The sequence below is a fragment of the uncultured Barnesiella sp. genome, from assembly GCF_946496565.1.
In the GTDB taxonomy this organism is placed as follows: Bacteria; Bacteroidota; Bacteroidia; order Bacteroidales; family Barnesiellaceae; genus Barnesiella; species Barnesiella merdigallinarum.
The window spans coordinates 15,350-36,408 of the sequence record NZ_CAMMHD010000005.1 but is presented as its reverse complement, the minus strand read 5'-3'; the positions used below and the strand labels follow the sequence as shown (position 1 = coordinate 36,408).

The 21,059-nt window shown below is 57.4% G+C and carries 13 protein-coding genes; 3 read left to right on the top strand and 10 right to left on the bottom strand.

Features of this window, described 5'->3' with window-relative positions; all coding sequences use genetic code 11:
• Positions 1-8: 8 nt before the first annotated feature.
• The 10 genes from xseA to porU (Q1K76_RS03750) form a co-directional block, all read right to left on the bottom strand.
• Positions 9-1,274 carry an exodeoxyribonuclease VII large subunit gene (xseA, locus tag Q1K76_RS03795; RefSeq protein ID WP_300131174.1) on the bottom strand — a complete coding sequence of 422 codons (1,266 nt, stop codon included), beginning with the start codon at positions 1,272-1,274 and terminating at the stop codon, positions 9-11.
• On the bottom strand, positions 1,271-2,869 hold the full coding sequence (locus tag Q1K76_RS03790; RefSeq protein ID WP_300131172.1) for a S8 family serine peptidase: 1,599 nt from the start codon (positions 2,867-2,869) through the stop codon (positions 1,271-1,273). The genes xseA and Q1K76_RS03790 overlap by 4 nt, the downstream gene beginning before the upstream one ends.
• Entirely contained in the window at positions 2,866-3,975 is a 1,110-nt protein-coding gene (gene mnmA, locus Q1K76_RS03785) for a tRNA 2-thiouridine(34) synthase MnmA (protein ID WP_300131303.1), read from the bottom strand. The genes Q1K76_RS03790 and mnmA overlap by 4 nt, the downstream gene beginning before the upstream one ends.
• A 539-nt stretch (positions 3,976-4,514) precedes the next feature.
• Positions 4,515-4,991 (bottom strand): 2-C-methyl-D-erythritol 2,4-cyclodiphosphate synthase, encoded by a 477-nt coding sequence (gene ispF / locus Q1K76_RS03780; RefSeq protein WP_087409569.1) that lies wholly within the window; start codon positions 4,989-4,991, stop codon positions 4,515-4,517.
• Positions 4,988-6,196 (bottom strand): type IX secretion system outer membrane channel protein PorV, encoded by a 1,209-nt coding sequence (porV, locus tag Q1K76_RS03775; RefSeq protein WP_087409568.1) that lies wholly within the window; start codon positions 6,194-6,196, stop codon positions 4,988-4,990. The genes ispF and porV overlap by 4 nt, the downstream gene beginning before the upstream one ends.
• A gap of 52 nt (positions 6,197-6,248) precedes the next feature.
• Positions 6,249-9,641 carry a type IX secretion system sortase PorU gene (gene porU / locus Q1K76_RS03770; protein WP_300131170.1) on the bottom strand — a complete coding sequence of 1,131 codons (3,393 nt, stop codon included), beginning with the start codon at positions 9,639-9,641 and terminating at the stop codon, positions 6,249-6,251.
• A gap of 16 nt (positions 9,642-9,657) precedes the next feature.
• A complete protein-coding gene (locus tag Q1K76_RS03765; RefSeq protein WP_300131167.1) occupies positions 9,658-10,275 on the bottom strand; it encodes a fumarylacetoacetate hydrolase family protein in 618 nt (205 codons plus the stop codon).
• Positions 10,276-10,281: 6 nt separating this feature from the next.
• Positions 10,282-10,929 (bottom strand): redox-sensing transcriptional repressor Rex, encoded by a 648-nt coding sequence (locus Q1K76_RS03760; protein WP_087409565.1) that lies wholly within the window; start codon positions 10,927-10,929, stop codon positions 10,282-10,284.
• 234 nt (positions 10,930-11,163) lie between these two features.
• A complete protein-coding gene (locus tag Q1K76_RS03755; protein ID WP_087409564.1) occupies positions 11,164-11,781 on the bottom strand; it encodes an NYN domain-containing protein in 618 nt (205 codons plus the stop codon).
• Between the two features lie 40 nt (positions 11,782-11,821).
• On the bottom strand, positions 11,822-15,250 hold the full coding sequence (gene porU / locus Q1K76_RS03750; RefSeq protein ID WP_300131161.1) for a type IX secretion system sortase PorU: 3,429 nt from the start codon (positions 15,248-15,250) through the stop codon (positions 11,822-11,824).
• A gap of 289 nt (positions 15,251-15,539) precedes the next feature.
• Here porU (Q1K76_RS03750) and Q1K76_RS03745 point away from each other — a divergent pair, with 289 nt between their 5' ends.
• From Q1K76_RS03745 to Q1K76_RS03735, 3 genes are all read left to right on the top strand, one after another.
• Entirely contained in the window at positions 15,540-17,216 is a 1,677-nt protein-coding gene (locus tag Q1K76_RS03745; protein WP_300131159.1) for a T9SS type A sorting domain-containing protein, read from the top strand.
• A 206-nt stretch (positions 17,217-17,422) separates the two neighbouring features.
• Positions 17,423-17,767 carry a translation initiation factor gene (locus Q1K76_RS03740; protein WP_258327999.1) on the top strand — a complete coding sequence of 115 codons (345 nt, stop codon included), beginning with the start codon at positions 17,423-17,425 and terminating at the stop codon, positions 17,765-17,767.
• 13 nt (positions 17,768-17,780) lie between these two features.
• The gene (locus tag Q1K76_RS03735; RefSeq protein ID WP_300131157.1) at positions 17,781-21,038 is read left to right on the top strand and encodes an exodeoxyribonuclease V subunit beta; all 3,258 of its coding nucleotides are present in this window, start codon (positions 17,781-17,783) and stop codon (positions 21,036-21,038) included.
• Positions 21,039-21,059 lie beyond the last annotated feature (21 nt).

Here is a 21,059-nt window from a genome sequence, read left to right as displayed (position 1 = left end):
ATCGGTATCTATTTTGTTTTCGAAGGTTGGATGTTTTCGACCCGGCTGGTGACGGAGCCGTCGGCCAGCAAGGTTTCGAGGGTTGCGCCCGGGGCGACGTTGGCAATGCTCTTGACTACCCGGCCGTGGTGCAGGGTGAGGCTGTAGCCCCGTTGCAGCAGCGATTGGGGCGATACCAGCGTGACGGTGGTCTCCATCGTGTCGAGGCGGTTGCGCTCGGCGTCGAGGCGGGAGCGCAGGGCGTGGCGTATCTGCTCGAGCCACATTGCCGTCTTGTGCCGTTCGCCCGCGATGCGTCGCTCGATGAGCAGGGGCAGCGACGAGGTGGTGCGTTGCAGGGTCTGCTTCTCGCGCAGGATGCGGTTGCGCACTTCGTCGCTCACGGCCAGGGAGAGGCCGGCCACGTGCAGGTCGGCTTCGTGCAGGCGGGCTATAATCCACTCGGCCGCGGCGGTTGGGGTCTTGACCCGTGTATTGGCTACCAGGTCGATGACGGTATCGTCGCGCTCGTGGCCGATGCCGGTGATGACGGGCAGGGGGAACTGGGCGATGTTGGCGGCCAGCGGGTAGCTGTCGAAGCTGTTGAGGTCGGAGGTGGCACCGCCGCCCCGGATGATGACCACCCCGTCGAAGAGCTCTTCGTGGCAGGCAATGCGGTCGAGGGCTTCGATGATGGAGCTCTCGGTCTGCTCGCCCTGCATCGAAGCGGGGAAGAGCGCCGTGTATACTTTATACCCGTAGGGGTTGTTCTGAATCTGGTTCATAAAGTCGCCATACCCGGCGGCCGATGGCGAGGAGATGATGGCAAAGCGCTGCGGCAGTGCCGGCCAGACGAGCTCCTTGTTCATGTCGGCCACCCCCTCGTCGCGCAGTTGCTGCAGGATGGCGGCCCGCCGGCGGGCTGCATCGCCCAGCGTGTAGGCCGGGTCTATGTCGTGGATGGTGAGGCTGTAGCCGTAGAGCTCGTGAAAGACGGGGCTCACCGAGATGAGTATCTTGATGCCCGCCGTGAAGATTTGCCCGGTCGATTGCTCGAACCAGGGGCGCAGCAGGCGGAAGGTCGAGGCCCATATCGTGGCCCGGGCCTTGGCGATGGTTCGTCCCGTGGCCTCCTCTTTCTCGATAAGCTCGAGGTAACAGTGGCCCGAGGGGTGTACGCGGGCTTCGCTCACCTCGGCCCGCACCCAGTAGCGTTCGGGCAACGCCTCTTGCAGGGCGTCGCGCACACGGGCATTCAGCTCGAACAGCGATAACTCTTTTCGTGCTTCGGTCATAACCGTTGTATCTTTTGTGTCCAACTGTGTTGCCGACCGCGGGCCGACAGCAGGTATATTCCCTTCTTCAAATCGTGCAGGTCCAGTTCGGCCCCTTCGGGCAGACGGTATTCCTGCAGCAACGCCCCCTCCAGGTCGTAGATGCCGAGGGCGATTTCGCTCTCGTCGGGCGGCAGCGGGCCAATGGTGACGACGGGGCTGCCCTCCCGGTAGGTGAGTTGCAGCGGAGTCTGGCCGGTGCGGATGGTCTCGGTGCCCGAGCCTTGGCGGTAGGCGGCTTGGAAGTCGGGGATACCGTATCCCAGCAGGCTGTCGGGGGTGAGGTATTGCGAACTGTTTTGCCGGATGAGATCGATAATCTCCCGGGCCGAGAGGTGGGGCAACGCTTGCCGCAGGCAGGCGGTGAGCCCTGCGATGATGGGGGTCGAGAACGAGGTGCCGTCTTTCTGCAGCAGGTTCCCGTCGGGGTCGATGGTAGCGGCTCCGGCACCCAATGCCGCGACGTCGGGCTTGATGCGTCCGTCGGCGGTGGGGCCCACACTCGAGAAGTAGGCGCGTTGCCGCTCCCGGGTGACGGCCCCCACGGTGAGGAGCCCGTCGACATCGCCGGGCACGGTCAGTCTCTTCCAGTCGCCACCCCCTTCGTTTCCGGCACTCACGACGATGAGCAGTCCTTTCCGTACCCCCCGGGCGGCAGCCTGTGAGATGTAGGCGGTGCGGCCGTCAAGTTGCTCCCAAGTGTGGCTGAAGCGCGGGTCGTCGAAACCGGTGTAGCCCAGCGACGAGGTGACGACATCGACGCCCAGGCTGTCGGCATATTCGAGTGCCGTGGCCCAGTAGTCCTCTTCGGTGGGGTATTCGGTGTCGGTGTCTTCCGACCGCAGCAGCCAGTACGAGGCTTGCGGAGCGGTGCCGACGAAGTAGTTGCTGTCGTTGGTGAGCAGGGTCGAGAGTACCGACGAGCCGTGGGCGTTGCCGTTGCGGAAGTCCATTTCGTCGTCGATGAAGTCGTGGTAGCCGACGATGCGGTCGGGGTCGAAGCGCGGGTTTCGGTCGGCATTGAGGAAACCGCCGTCGATGACGGCGATGGTCATCCCCTCGCCCCGGAATCCGTCCCGGTGCAGCCGGTCGCCGTTGTGCAGGGCGATTTGCCAGGCGGCATCGCCGTAGGTGGTGTCGTCCGTCTCTTCTACCTGCTTTTGTCGGGGCCTCACGGTATTGCTGCTCTGCACGGGCGAACCCAGGTAGTCGTACCGGGCGACGAACGGCAGCCGCTCGATGTTGCCGAACAGGGCGGTATCGGTCAGGGCTATGGTGGCGGTGTTGAGCCATTTCGACACGGCCAGGATGCGACCGCCCAGTTGCGACAGCTGTTGCAGCCGGGTGGCCGGTATGGGCAGATCGGTCGAGTCGATGGCGATGCCCCACCTCTCGCGTTGGGCTACAGTCCGGGCCGACAGAAACTCATCGGGTCTGTCGAGAGAGTAGCCCGACTCTCCCTTGTTGCTGAACCACAGACGGTAATGCCACTCCTGAGCCTCGCTGCCGAGGAGCGTGGCCAGCACGACGAGCAGGGTGAGTAGACGTAGTTTCATTCCTTGTATTTTTTCAACAATCGTTGGTCGGCAATGATGCCGCCGCCGATGACGGTGTTGTCGCTGTAAATGACGGCCGACTGTCCCGGCGTGACGGCCGAGGCGTCGCTCTCGAAGCAGACGAGCCATTCGCCCGGAGTGTCGCCCTTTTGCAGGGTGGCCGGTATGGCATTGCTGCGGTAGCGTATCTGCACGTCGACGGGGCCGGCCGATTCGAGTATGCCGGGTGTTGCCTCGAGTACATCGGTGATGACCATGCGGCGGGTGAGCAGCTCGTCGCGGTCGCCCAGCCGGATGGTATTCTTGATCGGGTTGATGCGGGTGACGAACATGGGTTTGCCCAGAGCAATCTCGAGCCCTTTGCGCTGCCCGATGGTATAGAAGGGGAAGCCCTTGTGCTGTCCCAGCTTGCGGCCGGTCGAGTCGACAAAGTATCCGCCTCCCACCTGTTGGGCCAGATCGGGCAACTGCTCCCGCAGGAAGTCGCGGTAGTCGCCCGGGATGAAGCAGACCTCCATGCTCTCCTTTTTCTCGACTTTTTCGTGGAATCCTTTGCCCTCGACATAGCGCTTGATCTCCTCTTTGGTGACTCCACCCAGCGGGAAGATGGTGCGCGAGAGCTCCTCCTGCCCCAGCCGCCACAAGAAGTACGACTGGTCTTTCTTCGGGTCTACGCCCCGGGCCAGCACCCGGTAGCCGTCGCGGTCGAGTATGCGGGCGTAGTGGCCGGTCGCCACCCACGAGCAGCCCAGCCGGTCGGCCTCCTGCAACAGGTAGTGCCACTTGAACAGGCGGTTGCACATGACGCACGGGTTGGGGGTGTTGCCCTTGAGGTATTCGTCGATAAAGCCTTTGATGATGGAGCTCTTGAACTCGTCGCGCACATCGAGGATGTGGTGCTCGATGCCGATTTTCTCGGCCAGCTCCCGGGCCTCGAGGGCAAACTGCGGGATGGTCTGTCCTTCGCGGGGAAAGTGGCGGGGCAGGTCCCACATGCGCATCGTGAGCCCTACGACCTCGTAGCCCTGTTCCTGTAAAATCATGCAGGCCGCAGAGCTGTCTATGCCTCCGCTCATGCCTATCAATACTCGTTTGTTCGATTCCATACGTTTCATAAGGGTACAAAAATAGCTAACTTTTATGAGGCGGGGAGCAATTATATTCTAAAAAACATATAAACCTGAAATGTTAAAGTGTGGGGAGCTCTTGGACTATTTAACAGAAAAAGAATATCTTTGACGAAAATATTGAAAATATAAGCGTTTAGAAAATTACCTCTATTCGGAATCAGCAAAATTCTCTTAGGTGGGGTAATTGACAACTAAATGCCTGCGCTTGTTACATAAAGCAAGCGTGGGCCGGTTGTTTTATCCACCTACGGTTTTTGCTGGACCTCGAATAGGATAAACCATCGGGCTCACGCTTTTTATTTTTTATCAGGCTCTGTATTTCATGAGCCGCGACGAGATGGGGTTATAACAAAGAAGGGGAATTTTCGGTTTACTTTTTTTCTGCAAAAGGCCATAAACGAATACGGTATATGAACTACTTATTGGGTCATAGCTCGTATGCCGGTAAAATTGTTTGGTTAGGCTTTACGCAGAATGTCGAAGAGAGAGCTGTTGGGTGACAGCTTTCTCTTCGTTTATTTTTCGAGGAGTACGACGGCATAGGCCGAGATTCCCTCTTCACGGCCCGTGAAGCCCAGACGTTCGGTGGTAGTGGCCTTGATCGAGATGTCGTCGGGGTCGACGCCCATGCAGGCGGCCAGTGTCTGTTGCATGGCCGGGATGTGAGGGTTGAGTTTGGGGCGTTCGGCACAGACGGTGATGTCGGCATTGCCGATGGAATAGCCTTTGCCGTGGATGAGTTCCACGGTTTTTTTCAAGAGAATCTTGCTGTCGATACCGGCATATTCGCCAGCCGTATCGGGGAAGTGATAACCAATGTCGCGCATGTTGGCGGCCCCCAGCAGGGCATCGCACAGCGCGTGGATGAGCACGTCGGCATCGGAGTGGCCCAGCAATCCCAACGAGTGGTCTATGCGGATACCGCCCAACCACAGCTCCCGGCCTTCGACCAGCCGGTGCACATCGAAACCAAAACCTACACGTGTCTTCATCGGCGATGTCCTACCAGTTCTTTAAGTCCGTCCATATCGAACGAGAGGGTGAAACGAAGCGTCTGGTCCAGCGGGCTCGTCTGTGCGGTAGCCACCATGTAGGCGGCATCGATTTTCAGCACGTTGAGCGAGAAGCCGGCACCGAAGGAGAAGTATTTGCGGTTACCCTTGTATTTGTTTTCGTTGAAGTATCCGGCCCGCAGGAAGAACTGCTGGTTGTAGGAGTATTCGGCACCAATCGAAAAGTTGATTTCGCGCAACTCCTCCTTGAATCCGCCGGGGGCATCGCTGAACGACTGGAAGATACCCGAGATGGGCGAGGTGTTTTGCCACTTCTCTTTGGCCTCTTCATACTCGGCATCGGTCTCGTAGTTGGCTACCTGAGGTGTCGAGGGTACCAGCAGTTTGTTGAAGTCGAGGTTGAGCGAGAGCGTGTTGTAGTCGGCCAGCGGGAAGAGGAACGAGGTTCCTATCTTCAGGTTGGTGGGCAGGAAGGCACTTTCGTTACCCCCGTCATACGATACTTTGGTACCGATGTTCGAGATGTTGAAACCCAGTGACCACTGGCACTCGTTGCGGCCGATGATGGGGTAGGTGGTGTAGTAACCCGATATGTCGGCGGCAAAGGCCGAAGCACCCGAGGCGTCGGATACGCTCGACTCGTCGTAGTGGAAACCCAGGTCGGAGTAGATGTAGCGGAATACGACACCCATCGAGAACTTCTCGGAGAGCTTGCGCGAGTAACCTACATCGAAGGCCATTTCGTAGGGGGTGATGCTGTTCTGGGCATTACCCTGGTTGTCGGTGAGTGTGATTTCGCCCAGCGAGAAGTAGCGCAGCGAGGCGCTGATAGCCTGCATGTCGTTACTGCCCAGCTTCCAGTAGCCGGCCAGATAGGCCAGGTAGATGTCGTTGACCAACTTGCGCAACCACGGGGTGTACGAGAGCGACACACCGGCCTGGCTGTAGGCAAAGGCATATTTCGAGGGGTTCCAGAATTGCGAGTTGACATCGGGGTCGGTAGCCGCACCCAGGTCGCCCAACGAGGCACCGCGCGAGTCGGGCGTGATGCTCAACGAGGTGACACCGGTGTTGATGGGGTTGAATTCGTTTTTGGTCGTATTACCGCCGGCGGCAAGGGCACCCGTAGGGAAGACGAGCGACACGAGCGTAAGGAGTATGATATGCAAAAAGCCTCTTTTCATTGTACAAGGTATTACAAATTACATGTATATAATAAACAGAGATTCCCCCCGATTATTGCGTGATAACCACGATTTTTTTGGACGGCGTGGCGAGGGTCCCGGATTCGGTTTCGAGGTAGGCCCGGCATTCGTATCGGCCGGCCGGTACCCGTTGGCCGTTGAGGTCGAGCAGGTTCCAGGTAATCGGGAAGGGGTTGCTGCCGGTTGTCTCGCGATACCACACCTCCTCGCCCAGGCTGTTGACGATGGCGATGCGAGCCTGTTTCACCTCTCCGATTTCACGGCCCTCCGTGTCGAGACACGACAGGGTGGCCTGCTCGGTGACCGGGTTCTCGTCGAGCGAGAGGGTATAGCCCGAGGCTTCGGGTGTTATTTCGAAGGTGGTGTTGACCTCCGACGAGTTGCCTGCGTTGTCGAATACCCGGAGGGTAATCGTGTAGTTACCGCTCTGCAGGGTGGGCAAGGGGAATGCGAGTTCGCCGGTCGAGCCGTCGGTCGAGGGGCGGAAGTAACGCACAGGGTTGTCGTCGAGGGTCGAACCGTTGAGCAACAGCATCATTTGCCGGCCCAGCGTGTTGCCGGTGTAGATACCCGAGGGGTCGGACATCTGGCAATAGAAGGTGGCCGGGTTGGCTACCGAGGCGCCATCGGCATAGGAGCGGGTATTGACTTCGGCATACTGGATGGCAGGGCCTTGACTGTCGAGGGTTGAATTGCCGGCAATGCTGTCGACAAACAGCTCCTCGGTATATCCGTTGGCCTCTTGTCCCGACGTGGGGTCGCAGGCATAGAGGATGAGCAGGGCCGATTTGCCCGAATGGGAGTTCTCGACCGGCAGGGTGACATCGACGTGGAACCGGCCGTTCTCTACCGAGCCTTTTCCCGTGGAAAGGAGGTCGGGCCGATAGTTGTAGGTATAGGTCTTTTTATCCTGATGCGCCAGGGTGGTGAAGCTTTTCTTCTCGTCGTAGAGCGAGTAGTATACCTCGCCGTTGAAGTCGTCGAGGAGTTGGCCTCCGTAGTCGTATACCTCGCCTTCGACCGTGTAGCTTTTGCCGGGTTTCATGTAGACGGCCAACCGTTCGCCCGTGCTGCCGGCTCGGGTGATTTTCAGCTTGTTCTGCGGGTAGAATAGTCGCAAGGCTGGGTCGCCCAGAAGCACGAAATTGAGTTTGTTTTTATCGATTTCGGTATTGAAGTCGCGTTTGACCAGTTTCAAAACGTCGCCTATGCGCAGGGAGTTGCCGTTCTCGTCGCGCGACAGCAGCCGGTTCATCAGTCGCCGGTTTATCTTGTCGTTGCCGTCGGTATAGACCACGCGGGTGGTGGTGATGAGGGCGATGGCTCCGGCCGTGGGGTTGAGCAGCACGTTCTCTCCCGCTGTCAGGTCCTCTTCGTCGAACCGGGTATAGCTGCAGGTGATGGTGATGAAGAGGGGCCAGCGGCTGTTGGTGAGGTTGTCCATCTCGTATCGCGAGAAGAGGCCTTCGCCCGTGAACCCTACTTCGGCATCGTTATGGCCGATGTAGTTGAACACGAGTACCCCTTCGTCGAGATTCTTCATCAACTCCCGGTTGGCATCGGGGCATTTTTTCGAAACGGGGTCCAGGTAGTAAGAGTCGACATACACCTTGTTGACGCGGAACTCCAGCCGGGGGGTATCGGTGTTTTCGAGTAGCAGGGTGTCGCATCCCTGGTCGGCCTGTTTGGTGTGTACGGCTTCGTCACCGTCGTCGGCTGCTATGCAGAAGGTATTCTTCCACGGGCCGAGGTCGGTGTTCTGTGCATACTGGTAGAGTTTGTCTACGGCCAGTCTGGCGGTCTGGAGCGAGGTTACGGGGTAGCGGCCTATGCCCAGACACACGCGGTCGGTCTTGATTTCCGTGCCCGAACCGTCCTCGAGAAATCCGAAATAGTCTTCTACCACGAACGATTCCCGCTCGTCGATGCTGGTCTTCGACTGGTAGGTGAGCAGGCTGTTGCATTGCGGGGTATGCAGCGAGGCCATGGCCTGGCGGTTGTTGTAGGAGCCGTCGCCGAAGAGCAGCAGGTAACGGGGGCGTTCGCTCTCGTTGGCAGCCCGGTCGTAAAACATCTTCATCAATCGGCGATAGGCTGTGGCGTCGGGGGTTCCCGACGAAAATTCGTTGAAAATCTGCTCCTGGTCCACGACCAGAGTCGTCAGTCCTTCGGCTTGATGCAGGCGGGCTACTCGCTCGGCTTCGCTTCGCAAGACGGTGGGGGTGATGATGGTGAGGTCGGGTATGGGCGATGCGTGCAGATTCTGGTTCTCGACCTGCTTGACGAAGGTCGGTGAAGGGAACGTGTAGCCGGGGTCGAAGGCGATGAACTCGCGCAGTTGGATGTCGCCCGGGACGAAGCGGGTAGTTTGCCCGTCAAAGGCGGTCGCGACTTGTTGCGGTGCATGAGGCGTGGTGATGTCCCACACCTGCGTCGAGTCGGTGGTGTTGCCTATCTGATAGCAATCGTTGTCCCGGCGGTTGATGAAGCGGAAGGCAACCTGTCCGTCGTAGAGTTGCAGAGCCCTTCGGTAGTTGAGGCGAATGTAGTCGAGGTAGGCATACTCCGATGGACCGCTGTGTTCGTAACGCAGCCCGATGGTCGACTCTTCGGTAGCCTGGCCTACGGTGTGCAGCGGAGTGGCCTGCCGCAGAAATTCGTGTGAGTCGTAGTATTTCGAGATGCGGTTGGCGGTGCCTGCCGGCAGTTCGGTGCCGTTGTATGATATGTGTATATAGCCCTCGCCGCTGCTGATTTTGGCCCCGAAGTTCACCCGTATCTTCAGGGTGGCCGATTGGGCCCCCGTCAGGTGAAAGGTGAAATCCTGCTCGGCGGTCTGCGTGAAACTCTCGCCGAAGAAGTTCTGCCCGGTTTTCCCTACCGAAACGAGCTCCTGCTCGTGTACCGTGTAGGCGTCGTAAGTCGAGACGGCGCTCTCGTTGCCGGTGGGTATGCCGTTGCGGAGGGGCATCTCGGCAGCCGGTACCTCCCGGTCGGTGAGGAAGTAGTAGGCGTGGGTCGAATAGGGGTGCAGCCGGTGGGCAAACTCGAGGTTGACGTTGTCGAGCGTCCAGCGGGTAGTCCCGGTGGAGTAGAAATAGAGTTTGCCGTTGTGCCGCCAGAGGGGAATCTGAGGCAGGTCGTCGATGTAGTTGTCGTCGTTGGCAAAGAGCTCGTCGATGACGAGACCCCCGTAGCCGAAGAGCTTGACCTTCGACGGGTCGGAGAATCCCCACGCTGCGAGCTGCTCGTCGGTAATCTGGTAGATGCCGGCCTCGTCGGTCGATATTTTCACCCAGCTCCCTTCGGCCAATACCGAGGTTGCCGCATAGTCGCTGCCGGGCCGGCCGAAGGCCTCCGGGGCCAAGAGCAGGCAGAGTGCGGTAAGTATCGGTACGATGATGTTTCGGGCAAAAGGACGCATGGGTGTGACGGACGGGCTATTTGACAAAGAAATCGAGCACTCGGGTATCGCCGATGAACCCCTCGATGTGGTCGCCTATCTTCACCGGGCCTACTCCGGCGGGAGTGCCCGTAAAGATGATGTCGCCGATTTTGAGGGTATAGAACTGGCTCACGTAGGCGATGATGCGGTCGATCGAGAAAATCATGTTGCGGCTGTTGCCCTGTTGCGCCGGGACGCCGTTCAATCGCATGGAAAACTCTATGTTGTCGGCCTTGGGCGGCATTTCGGGCAGCGGCACGAACCGGCCGATGGGAGCCGAGTAGTCGAACCCCTTGGAGATGTCCCACGGGTTGCCCGTGCGCCGGGCCTCGGCCTGTATGTCGCGGGCCGTGAAGTCGATGCCTACGGTCACGGAGTCGTAGTAGCGGTGGGCAAACTTGGGGGCGATGTTTTTTCCCAGGCGGGAGATGTGAAACACCAGTTCGGTTTCGTATTCGATGCGGTTGGAAAACTGGGGCAAGAAGAAGGGTTTCCCGTCTTTGAGCAGCGAGGTCTCGGGCATGGTAAATACAACGGGTGCCTGCGGCAACTCCTGTTGGGCCATTTCGGCATTGTGCGATTGATAATTCCAGCCAACGGCAATAATTTTCATAGGTAGTTACTTGATGTTGTTCAGCCGGTTGAACATGACGGCCAAATGGGCATAAATCGATGTGTTCTGGATGACGATGTGCTTGGGCACGCGTATACGATAGGGGGTGAAGTTCCATATCGCCTTGATGCCTCCGGCAATCATCTCTTCGGTAGCACTTTGGGCTTTGTCGATGGGGACGGTGAGAATCCCGATCTGCACGCCCATCTCCTTTTGCTTCTGGGCAAACTGGGAGAGGTGGTAGATGGGTATGTGGTTGACATAGGTGCCGGCCAGCTCGGGCTTGATGTCGAAGCCGGCCACCACCTCGAGCCCGTATTGCGACAGACCCGAGTCTTGCATGAGGGCGGCCCCCAGACTACCCACCCCGAAGATGAAGGCCTTGTGCATGGAGGTGAATCCGAGAAACTCTTCCAGTACGGCAACCAGCGAATTGATTTCGTATCCCACCCGGGTTTTCCCCGAGATGTTGATAAATGAGAGATCCTTGGCTATTTTCGACGAATCTACGCCAATCTCTTTTGCTATCTGTGTGGAGGAGACATACTCCTCGCCTTTGGTTTGCAGCAATTTGATGTAAGCCAAATACCAGGGGAGCCGGCGAAGCGAGGGCTCCGGTAACTTAACGGTAGATTTCGAATCAGAACTGTACATCTTCTTTCATCTGTTTTATCCCTACAACGAAACGACGAACCGCCGGCAGAAACGGGTGCACGCCCGATTATGCCGGAGAGGGGCTGTTTCATTTGATTTACAAAGGTATAATAAAATACCGAATTTTGGGACAAATAAGATTTTTTAGCCATTCTTTTTTGTCGCGGAGCGGGTGCCGCCCGGCTTGTGCGAGGCGGTTCTGCTGTTTGTGGCCCGGAGGGTCGGGCTCCGGGGCTATCCGTTCTGGCAGAGACGTTTGAGCAGATTGCGGTCTTCGGCCAGCAGCTTGCTTATCTCGAGGTGTATGCAGGCCTCGTCCTTGAGCAGGCCCGAGGTGCTCGAGTTCTCCTCGACATCCCAGGTGAGCAGGATGGTCTCTATCTTAAGCGCCTTGAGTTTCTTGATGAGCATCTCGTGGTCGGCATCGCCCGTAATCAGCACCACATAGTCGAACTTGCGGAAGAGGGCCAGCTCGTAGGCCTCGAGGGCAAACCACACGTCGATGCCCTTCTCGATGACGGTTGTCTCGCCCTCTTTGCGAATCTCGCGCAGGTGTTTGTAGTGGAAGATGACGTCGTTTTCGATGAGCGTGTCCTCAAACTTGCGTTCGCTGTACAGCAGCCGTTTGTCGTGGGCGTTGTTCACCCGATAGCGGCCGCGGAAGTAGTGGCTCTCGGTGATGTGGCACGAGGCGGGCGCCACCCCGCTCATCCGGGCTATCTGTTCCCGGATGAGTGTCATCAGGGCACGCAGGTTTATGTTCAGGTCGAAGTGGTCGCTCAAGGCTTCGTTCACCTTGGCGTAGTAACCTCCGTCGATAAAGAGTCCAATCGATTGATAGGTGTTGTTCATGGTGTGTAATGGTTAAGTTCGAATCTTTTTTCAGACCGTGCTATTGCCCGGTGACGCAGAGCTTCTTCGAGCGGGTGGTCTCGTGCTCGTTGTCGGTCGAGATGACGGCCTTGTAGAGGTAGATACCGCCGGGTACCCGTCGGCCGCTGCTGTCGGTCAAGTCCCAGTTGACGGGGTATGAGCGGTACATGTCGGAGAGTCCCTTGCCGGTGTATCGCCATACCTCCACGCCCATGAGGTTGTAGACCGAGATGGTCACGTTGATGAGGGCGTCGGGGCGGTTGTGCCGCAGGTAGAAGTTGGTCGATGTGCTGGCCGGGTTCTGGTCGGCATAGAGGTCGTAGATGACGGGCTTCAGACCGGCCTGTACGGTAAAGGCGATTTCGATTTCCGACGAGTTGTTCTCGGTATCCCATACCTTCAGCCGCAGGGTGTGGTTGCCCTCGCTCAGGTCGCTCAGCGGGTAGTTGATGTAGCCGCGGCCGAAGTCGCCGATGGCGGGGTCGAAGTACGATGCCACGTCGGTATAGATGGTGTGGTTGTCGAGCGTGACGGTCATCTGGTGGCCTATGCCTGCATCGGAGATGTTGATACCCGAGGGGTCATACACCTCGGCTACCAGCAGGGGCGACTCGTTCACGACATCGCCATTCTGGAAGTCCTGCGAGTTGAGGAAGGCGTAGTAAATCTCGGGCCCGTCGAAGTCTTCGTTCGAGTCGTCGTTGAAGCCGCCCACGACGAAGTTCGATTCGTTGCCGCTCCCCTCCTGGCCGGCGTCGTTGTAGCTGTAGAGGTTTATCAGCCCCTTGTCGTCGGCAAAGTTGATTTCGCGCGGCACCTTGAAGGCGATTTCAAACTCGCCCCCCACAATCGAGTCTTTGCCCACATAGAGGCGGTTGCTGCGCTCCGAGAACTCGAAGGCTTTGCCCTCCTCTCCATACCCGTGGGTCACCACCGATACCTCCGAGTCGTAGACCGTGGGGCAGATGATGCCGTTGTAGTCGGTGACCTTTTGCCCTTGCGGGGTGTAGATTTCGCCCTTGATGAATACCGAGTCGCGGGCCTGGATGGTGGGCGTCGTCTGGGTGATGTCGTAGCCGTTGATTTCGGTTACCTTGATTTGATAGTCGGGATAGAGCAGCCGCAGGGCCGGGTCGCCCAACAGGGTATAGTTCAGTTTGTTGCTGTCGGTCTGTTGTATGCTGCACTTGGCCTCGCGCAGGATGTCGCCCAGGCGGGGATACTCGTGGTTTTCGTTTCGCGTGAATATCTGGTTGGCCACTCCCGTGTTGAGGTAGTGGTTGTCGCTGATGTATACCACGCGGGTGGTGGTGATGAGGGCGATGCCTCCGCCGCTGGGGTTGAGGCAGAGAATCTCGCCGCCCGAGGTATCCTCGTGGTCGTAGCGGCCGAAGTCGCAGGTGGCGGTGATGAAGAGGGGCAACCGCTTCAGATACATCGACTGTATGTCGGTGATGTTGAGCAGGTCTTCGTGGGTCCAGGCCACGGTGCTGCCGTGGCCGATGTAGTCGACTACGAGCACTCCGTCGTCGAGTACCTGGAAGAGTTTCTTCTTGGCCGAGGGATAGGTGCGGCCGGTCGAGGTGATTTCGGCCGTATAGGCATCGGTGTAGATTTTGTTGATGAAGCAGTGGGCGTCGCTGTTCTCGAAGATGGAGCAGATGTCTTCGGCCTGTTGCATGTGGATGGCGTAGTTCTCGTCGTCGGCTACGACACACACCTGGTTTTTCCATGACCCTTTGTCGGTGTTGGCCACGTAGGCGGTCAGCTTGTTTACCATATCTTGAGCCTCCTGTTCGCTTTTCACGGGCAGACGGCCCACGCTCACACGCAGCTTGTCGGCAGCGATGCGGGTACCCGAGTCGTCGTCGAGAAAGCCGAAGTAGTCGTCGGTCGTGTAGGAGGCCCGCTCGTCGTTACCGCTCCCGTGCTGGTAGGTGAGCAGGGTGGGGTATTTGATGTACTTGCCGGTCTCGCCTATCTTGCGGTTGTCGTAGAGTCCCTTGCCGAACAGCAGCAGGTAGAGCTGTTTGCCGTTGACGCCTCCCTCGCGGTCGAAAAACATCTTCATCAGCCGGCGGTAGGCCGTGGCGTCGGGGGTACCCGACGAAAATTCGTTGAACACCTTTTCGTGGTCGATGACGGCCACCTCCATGCCGTCGAGCTGGCTATGCAGCTGGGCAATACTCTGGGCATAGGAGAGGTACTCCTTGGGGGTGAGAATCACCATGTCGGGGGTGGCCATGCCGTGCAGGTTCTGGTTGGCGACGGACTCGACAAACGACACCGAGCCTACGGTGGCCTGGGTATCGAAGGCCACATACTCTTCGTGAGCCTGCAAGGGCACGAACCGGGCATTGCTGCCGCTCACCGCGGGGGTGACGGCGACCGGGCGCTGCGGGTCGGTGATGTCCCAGATTTGCGTGGTCGAGGTGTAGCCCTGCAGGTTGTAGCAGCTGTTTTGCGGCACCTGTTTCAGACGGAACTGGATGCTGCCGTTATAGAGCTGCAGCTTGCGTTTGTAGTTGAAGCGGAAGTAGTTGAGCCGGGCCAGGGAGAGGCTTCCCCCGTTCTGGCGGAACAGAAGCGAGAAGGCCAGCTCTTCGCTGTCGAGGTTAATCTCCTTGAGGGTCGAGGTGGCTTTGAAAAATTCGTAAGAGCTCTCCGAGCCCGAGGCGAGGTTGTCGGTCGAGCTTTCGGGCAGAGTCTGCCCCTGATAGGTGAAGACCAGTTTGCCGGTGCCGCCTATGATTTTGGCGGCAAACGAGGTGCGCAGTTTCACCGCCTCCGAGTTGTCGACACCGGGAAGTTCGAAGGTGAAGTTGCGCGAAGTCGTGTAGCGGAAGTCTTCGCCCAGGAATACACGGCCCGTAGCGCCGGGCGAATAGCTCTCTTGTTCGTAGACGGCATGCTCGTCGAACGAGGTGATGTCGGTCATACCCGTCGTGGCTCCGCCGTCGCGTTGGCCCAGGGTGGCGGTGGCGCTTTTGCTGTCGGTCAGGAAGTAGTAGCCGGCCGTAGAGTAGGTGTTGGTCTCGTGGTCATACTCCTGAGTCTTGGCGTTGTAGCTCCAGGTCACGGGCCCTTGTGCATAGAAAAGAATCTTGGAGCCTGTATTCAGAGAGGGTATCTGTTCGAGGTCGTCGGGGTCGTCGTCCGAGAAGGTTTCGGGCAACATGGCGCCGCCATACCCGTATATGGTCACGGCAGCCGGGTTGGAGAATCCCCATCGGCTCAACTCCCGGTAGGTGATTTGGTGGATACCTGATTCGGAAACGGCAATCTTCACCCACAGTCCGTCGGCCAGTTGCGACTTTGAGGCGTAGTGGCTGGCATTCAGCGCCTGCAACGGGCCGGTTGCCAGGCCGATAAGCGTCAGGCACAGCCACAAATGCAGCCGGGTGAGCAGGTGAGGTATATATAATGTGTGTCGTGTAAATGCTTTCATCGTATCTTATACAACGGAGAAGTCGTGCGATTATTGCAGTCGCGTGAAAATATAGTCGATTGATTTGGAATATTCAGATGTAGTTTAAATATTTGGTTTACAGATTGATATGGTGGTTTTTGACAGCGGGCTCGATCGTTGTTGCCCGGGTAGATTGTTGGTTCAATTGATAAAAAATGTTTTTTGAGCGATTATCGGGCCGATAATTTTGTTATAAATTTGAGGAATTGCATAAAAAATGTTACATTTGCTTGTCATTAAAAATACAGTTTTCTAATACAATATTCTTATGAAAAAAATTACTTTTTTTAATTTTAAGAAGTTGGTAATGACGGTTGTAGCCTTTATGGGTTGCGTGTCGTTATCGTATGCACAAGGGGATTGGACTTTGGTAAGTGAAGAAGATTTGACCTCTGAAGTTGAAAAAAAGACGAGCGAATTGCTGTCGTCGCTGCCCGAAAATTATTATGCCAATATCCCGGGACGCGGTTCTTATGGTGAGTTGAAATACAATGTCAATTATAAGGAAAACGGCGTTTATCCGCTCTATCTTATTAGTAATGGAAGCCGTGGCGACTTTTTCTGCATAAAGAGTACGCTCGAGCCGGGTGAGTATCGGTTTACGTTCCGGGCAAAATATCCCAGCTCGAAGAATGTGGGAAACCTGGGCTTCTTCTATTCCAAGGGCGATCCTGCCAGTGCCGAGAAGGTATTTGTGGGTGAGAACGTGGAATTAACAAACAGTTATGCCGATTATACCTATGTGTTTACGGCCGACGAGAGTGCCAACTACAACATGGGGTTTGCCGCCAATGTCCCCGTTTCGGGTTGGGCTTACTATGCTTTCACTTCGTTTAAGTTGGAGAAAAACAATGCTCCTGTAGAACCGGACCCGGTTGTAGAGGCCAGCTACGACGACTTTGGCAAGCCCACAGCCGGTACTACCGGTAACAAGCGGGCCCAAACTAAAGGCGAAGTGCTGAACGGTGTAGGCCTGTTGGCCGAATCGCCGCTGACTTTCACTCCCACCGGAACGAATGCTAATCAGGCTTGGGACAATAGCGACACTCCTATCCTGGCCAATCCCGGTGCCACTTTCGATTTGAAGGTTACTTATTCCGATGCCTGGGGTAGTTTGACGGTATTCCTGTTGAGAAGCGATGTAACACCGAGTGCTGCCGACAAGATTTTCGGTACTTACGAAGGTAGCTGGTACGAAGGTGTTCCGGGTACGGGCGAACTCTATACCAATATAAATAACGACTCGCAATCGGGTGCTACGGCTTCGGCCACCGACAAGACGGCAACCTTCCCCATTACCATCCCGTCCGATCTCTCGGTAGGTGAAATGGTGGTTATCCGTTTCATCATCTGCAAAACGGCCGAAGGTGCTACCTATGACGGAGACCCCTGTTCTACGACGGCTACCGAGTTGAACTACTGCGACTATGTAGTCAAGATTGCCGAAGAGGGTGCTGCCACGCAATATGGTGCTGTGACGGTAGATGTTCCGGCCGACAAGGGCTCGGTTGAAATCCAGGCTCTCAACGAGGCCGACAACACGTGGAGCGAAGTAGCCGACCTTACTCAGGTTGCATACGGTACTCAGTTGCGTGCCGTTGTTACGGCTGCCGAAGGTTATGCCGTAAGCAGCGTGACGAAAAACGGCGAGGCTCTCACGGCCAACGAAGACGACAGCTATTACTACTTTACGGTCGAAGAGGAGAGCGTAGCGATTGCCGTTACCTTCCAGGTTGTATCGGGTATCGACGAGGTTGAAGCCACGGCTGTTTACTACGCTGCCGGCGTGCTCTATGCCGAAGGCGCACACAGCGTGAAGGTTTACGACCTGAGCGGCCGTGTAGTGATGAGCGCTGCCGATGTCGATGCCGTTTCGGTATCGTCTTTGGCTGGTGGCGTTTACATGGCTGTAGTAGACGGAAAGGTTGTTAAATTCGTGAAATAACCGATTTTAGCCACACCATACCGAGGGAGCTCCTGCAGACGGGGGCTCCCTCTTTTTGTATTTTCACTCGCCTTTCACTATCTTTGTTACACGAAGATAGGATGCGGTTCGGCATAGCCAAACTTGAAAAACAAGTTTTCCCGTTTGTCTCTGCTCTCTCCTTTCGCTATCTTTGTTCAAGAGTATGAATCCAAGAAACAGCAGCAATGAAAAAGAATAACGACTGGAAAGATAGGCTCAATGTGGTCTATTCGACCAATCCCGATTTTAAGTTCGAAACCGACGAAGAGGTTGAACCCGATACGCTGGAACCTGCCCGTCAGAAGTTGCGCATCTCGCTCGACAAGCGCAACCGCAACGGTAAGTCGGTCACCCTCGTGACGGGTTTCGTGGGTACGGCCGACGACCTGCACACGCTGGCCAAGAAGCTGAAAACCAAGTGCGGCGTGGGCGGCTCGGACAAGGACGGCGAGATTTTGATACAGGGCGATTTCCGCCAGAAGGTACTGGAACTGTTGCTGGCCGATGGGTATCGGGCCCGCATAATCTGAGAGGAGTATCGCTATGCTGCACATCTACAAGGCATCGGCCGGGTCGGGAAAGACCTATACCCTCACGCTCGAATACATAAAACTGCTGTTGGGCTACCGCGACGAAGAGGGGCACTATCGCATCTACCGCAAGAGCGATTCGGCGCATCGGCGCATCCTGGCGGTGACCTTTACCAACAAGGCCACCGAGGAGATGAAGCACCGCATCGTGGCGCAGCTCGACCTGCTGGCTCACCACACCGGGCGGTCGCCCTACCTGGGTGAACTGACGCGGCTGTTTGGCTGCGGCCCCGAGCAGGTGCAGGCGACGGCAGCCGATACGCTGTATGTGCTGCTGCACGACTTTTCCTACTTCAACATCAGTACCATCGACCGCTTCTTCCAGCAGGTGTTGCGCAACTTTACCCGCGAGGTGGGGTTGCAGGGGAGTTTCGAGGTGGAGATGGACAACGACTTCGTCACCGCTTCGGCTATCGACCGCATGTATTCCGACCTCTCCGACGACGACCAGAAGGGGCTGCTCAACTGGTTGGTGCACTATGCCGAGGAGCGTATCGAGTCGGGCAACTGGTGGAGCCTGGGCAACCGGGCCGACCGCAAAGACGACCTGCGCGAGTTGGCCGGCGAGTTGTCGAAGGAGAATTACAAACTTTTCCGCGAGTCGATTCTCGCCCAGATCAAGGACAAAACGGTGCTCGACCGCTATCTGCGCGAGATGCGCCGGGTGAAGAGCGAGTATGAGTCGCTCTTGCGTGAGTTGGGCGAGACGGGCCGCGAGGTGCTCGACCGGCACGGTGTGGCAGCCGAGAGTTTCAAGGGTAAGAGTAATTCGTGGGCTTTCTATTTCGACAAGTTGGCCGGCGGAAAATTCGACCCGCCTACCGCAACTTTCAGGGGAAATGTCGACAACGGCGACAACTGGTTCGTCAAAAGCAGCCGGCCCGGGTGCTTCGACGCACTGTATGCCGAGCTCAACCCGGTGATGCAGACGATTGTCGATGCCTTCGGCGAGCCCTATGTGCGCTACAATACGGCGGTACAGAGCTCGAAATATATCTATGCCCTGGGCATTCTGGTCGATATAGACCGCCGCATCGAGGAGTATGAACGGGAGCACAACGTGCTGCTGCTCTCCGATACGGCCGGTATTCTCAACGAGGTAATCAACGAGAACGATGCCCCCTTTATCTACGAAAAGATAGGGACCCGGGTCAACCACTTTATGATCGACGAGTTTCAGGATACCTCGAATCTGCAGTGGGGCAATTTTGCGCCGCTTATCGGCGAGAGTCTCAGCCACGACTATACCGACCTGATTGTGGGCGACGTGAAGCAGAGCATCTACCGGTGGAGAAACTCCGATTGGTCGCTGCTGAACGAGGGGGTTCAATCGCGTTTTCGCCCGTCGCAGTACGAGGAGCGGACGATGGATACCAACTACCGCAGTTGTGCACGCATAGTCGAGTTCAACAACCGGATATTCGGTCAGGCGGCCGAGCGGTTGCAACAGGGGCTGGAGAGTGAGGTGGCCGAGTCGGCTCTGGTCGATGGCAGTTTCGAGGTGAAGGTGCGCAAGGCCTATGCCGATATAGCGCAACGGGTGTGCGGTTCGAACCTTGCACGGGGTGGACGGGTGTCGGTGACGATGTGGGAGGCCGATACCCGCGACGACTTTTGCGAAGAGGCCCTGGCGCGTATCCCCGACCTGTTGCGCGACCTGCAGGACCGGGGCTATTCGCCCGGCGATATAACCTTCCTGACCCGTACGGCCCGTGAGGGTACGCTGCTGGTCGACCTGCTGTTGCGCCTCAACGAAGAGAACAGCGACCCGCGCTACCGGTTCGATGTCATCTCGAGCGAGTCGCTGCTCATCAAGAACTCGCCGGTCATCGGGCTGCTGGTGGGTATTCTGCGCTATATCCAGAACCCCTCGGACGAGTTGAACCGGGTGATGGCAGTCTATGAATACAACCGGCAGCAGGCTGCCGGCAGCGACGAGACGGCCGCGATACTCACTTACTTCGAGCGCCACGGCGATGTGGGGCAACACCTCGACGACGACTTCATGCGCTTTGTCGAGAGTGTGCGCAAGGAGCCGCTCTACGAGATGTGCGAGCGCATTATCGCCCGCTTTGCCCAGGTCGACGACGAGCGGGGCGAGCGGGTCTATATACAGGCATTCCAGGATTATGTGCTGGAGTATTGCCGCACGCATACGGCCGATTTGGCTTCGTTCCTGGCCTGGTGGGACGACAACGAAGACAAGCTCTCGGTCACGACCCCGCAAGAGCAGGATGCCATGCGGGTGATGACCATACACAAGTCGAAGGGGCTGGAGTTCAAGGTGGTGATTATCCCGTTCTGCAACTGGAAACTCGACCACCGTACCGACAAGACCAATTTCATCTGGTGCCGCACACAGGGCGAGCCCTTCTCGCAGATTCCCGTGTTGCCCCTGCGGTATGGCAGCCGGCTGGCCCAGACCTACTACGCTACCGAATATTTCGACGAGAAGATGCACGCCTATATCGACAACCTCAACGTGGCCTATGTGGCCTTTACCCGCGCCGGTGAAGAGCTGCATATCTTCGCTCCGGCCCAGAAGAACCGGGGCAAACGGGAGAGTGTGGGCAGCATATCGGCGTTGTTGAACGAGATACTTTTCCCCGACGGAGGCGATGGGGGAGACCTGCACTACGAGGAGGGGAGCGACTGGCGGGCCGAGGTGCGGCCGACGCCGGAATCGACGGCCTTGACGCTAATCTCGGGCCCCTATCGCTCGATTGAGCCGGGCAACCGGCTGCACTTGCGGTTGCAGGGCAAGGGTGTCTTTGGCGAGGGTAACGACCGCGCCTACGGTACCCTGATGCACCGCATCTTGAGCGAGGTCGATACCCTCGATCGTCTGGACGAGACGGTCGAGTCCTTTGTACAGACCGGCGAACTCTCGGCAGCCGAGGCAGCCGAAACTCTCGAGAAACTCGAGGCGTGGCTGGGCGACGAGCGGGTAAGGTCGTGGTTTCTGCCCGGGGCCAAGGTGTGGAGCGAGCGGGAAATCTTGCAGGCCGACGGCTCGTTCTATCGGCCCGACCGCGTGGTCGAGACCCCCGACGAGGTGGTGGTAATCGACTATAAGTTCGGTGCGGTAGAGCGTTCGTCCTACAAGAAGCAGGTGCGCACCTACATGCAGCTGATTGGCGAGATGGGCTATGCCCGCGTGTCGGGCTTCATCTGGTATCTTTCGTTGGGAAAGATAGAGGCGGTCGAGTAAATACAAGGCTCTGTTTTTTGG

What these genes read in the sequence shown, in the direction of transcription:
- xseA (WP_300131174.1), bottom strand. Translation starts at nt 1,274, where the DNA reads ATGACCGAAGCACGAAAAGAGTTATCGCTGTTCGAGCTGAATGCCCGT.
- Q1K76_RS03790 (WP_300131172.1), bottom strand. Translation starts at nt 2,869, where the DNA reads ATGAAACTACGTCTACTCACCCTGCTCGTCGTGCTGGCCACGCTCCTC.
- mnmA (WP_300131303.1), bottom strand. Translation starts at nt 3,975, where the DNA reads ATGGAATCGAACAAACGAGTATTGATAGGCATGAGCGGAGGCATAGAC.
- ispF (WP_087409569.1), bottom strand. Translation starts at nt 4,991, where the DNA reads ATGAAGACACGTGTAGGTTTTGGTTTCGATGTGCACCGGCTGGTCGAA.
- porV (WP_087409568.1), bottom strand. Translation starts at nt 6,196, where the DNA reads ATGAAAAGAGGCTTTTTGCATATCATACTCCTTACGCTCGTGTCGCTC.
- porU (WP_300131170.1), bottom strand. Translation starts at nt 9,641, where the DNA reads ATGCGTCCTTTTGCCCGAAACATCATCGTACCGATACTTACCGCACTC.
- Q1K76_RS03765 (WP_300131167.1), bottom strand. Translation starts at nt 10,275, where the DNA reads ATGAAAATTATTGCCGTTGGCTGGAATTATCAATCGCACAATGCCGAA.
- Q1K76_RS03760 (WP_087409565.1), bottom strand. Translation starts at nt 10,929, where the DNA reads ATGTACAGTTCTGATTCGAAATCTACCGTTAAGTTACCGGAGCCCTCG.
- Q1K76_RS03755 (WP_087409564.1), bottom strand. Translation starts at nt 11,781, where the DNA reads ATGAACAACACCTATCAATCGATTGGACTCTTTATCGACGGAGGTTAC.
- porU (WP_300131161.1), bottom strand. Translation starts at nt 15,250, where the DNA reads ATGAAAGCATTTACACGACACACATTATATATACCTCACCTGCTCACC.
- Q1K76_RS03745 (WP_300131159.1), top strand. Translation starts at nt 15,540, where the DNA reads ATGAAAAAAATTACTTTTTTTAATTTTAAGAAGTTGGTAATGACGGTT.
- Q1K76_RS03740 (WP_258327999.1), top strand. Translation starts at nt 17,423, where the DNA reads ATGAAAAAGAATAACGACTGGAAAGATAGGCTCAATGTGGTCTATTCG.
- Q1K76_RS03735 (WP_300131157.1), top strand. Translation starts at nt 17,781, where the DNA reads ATGCTGCACATCTACAAGGCATCGGCCGGGTCGGGAAAGACCTATACC.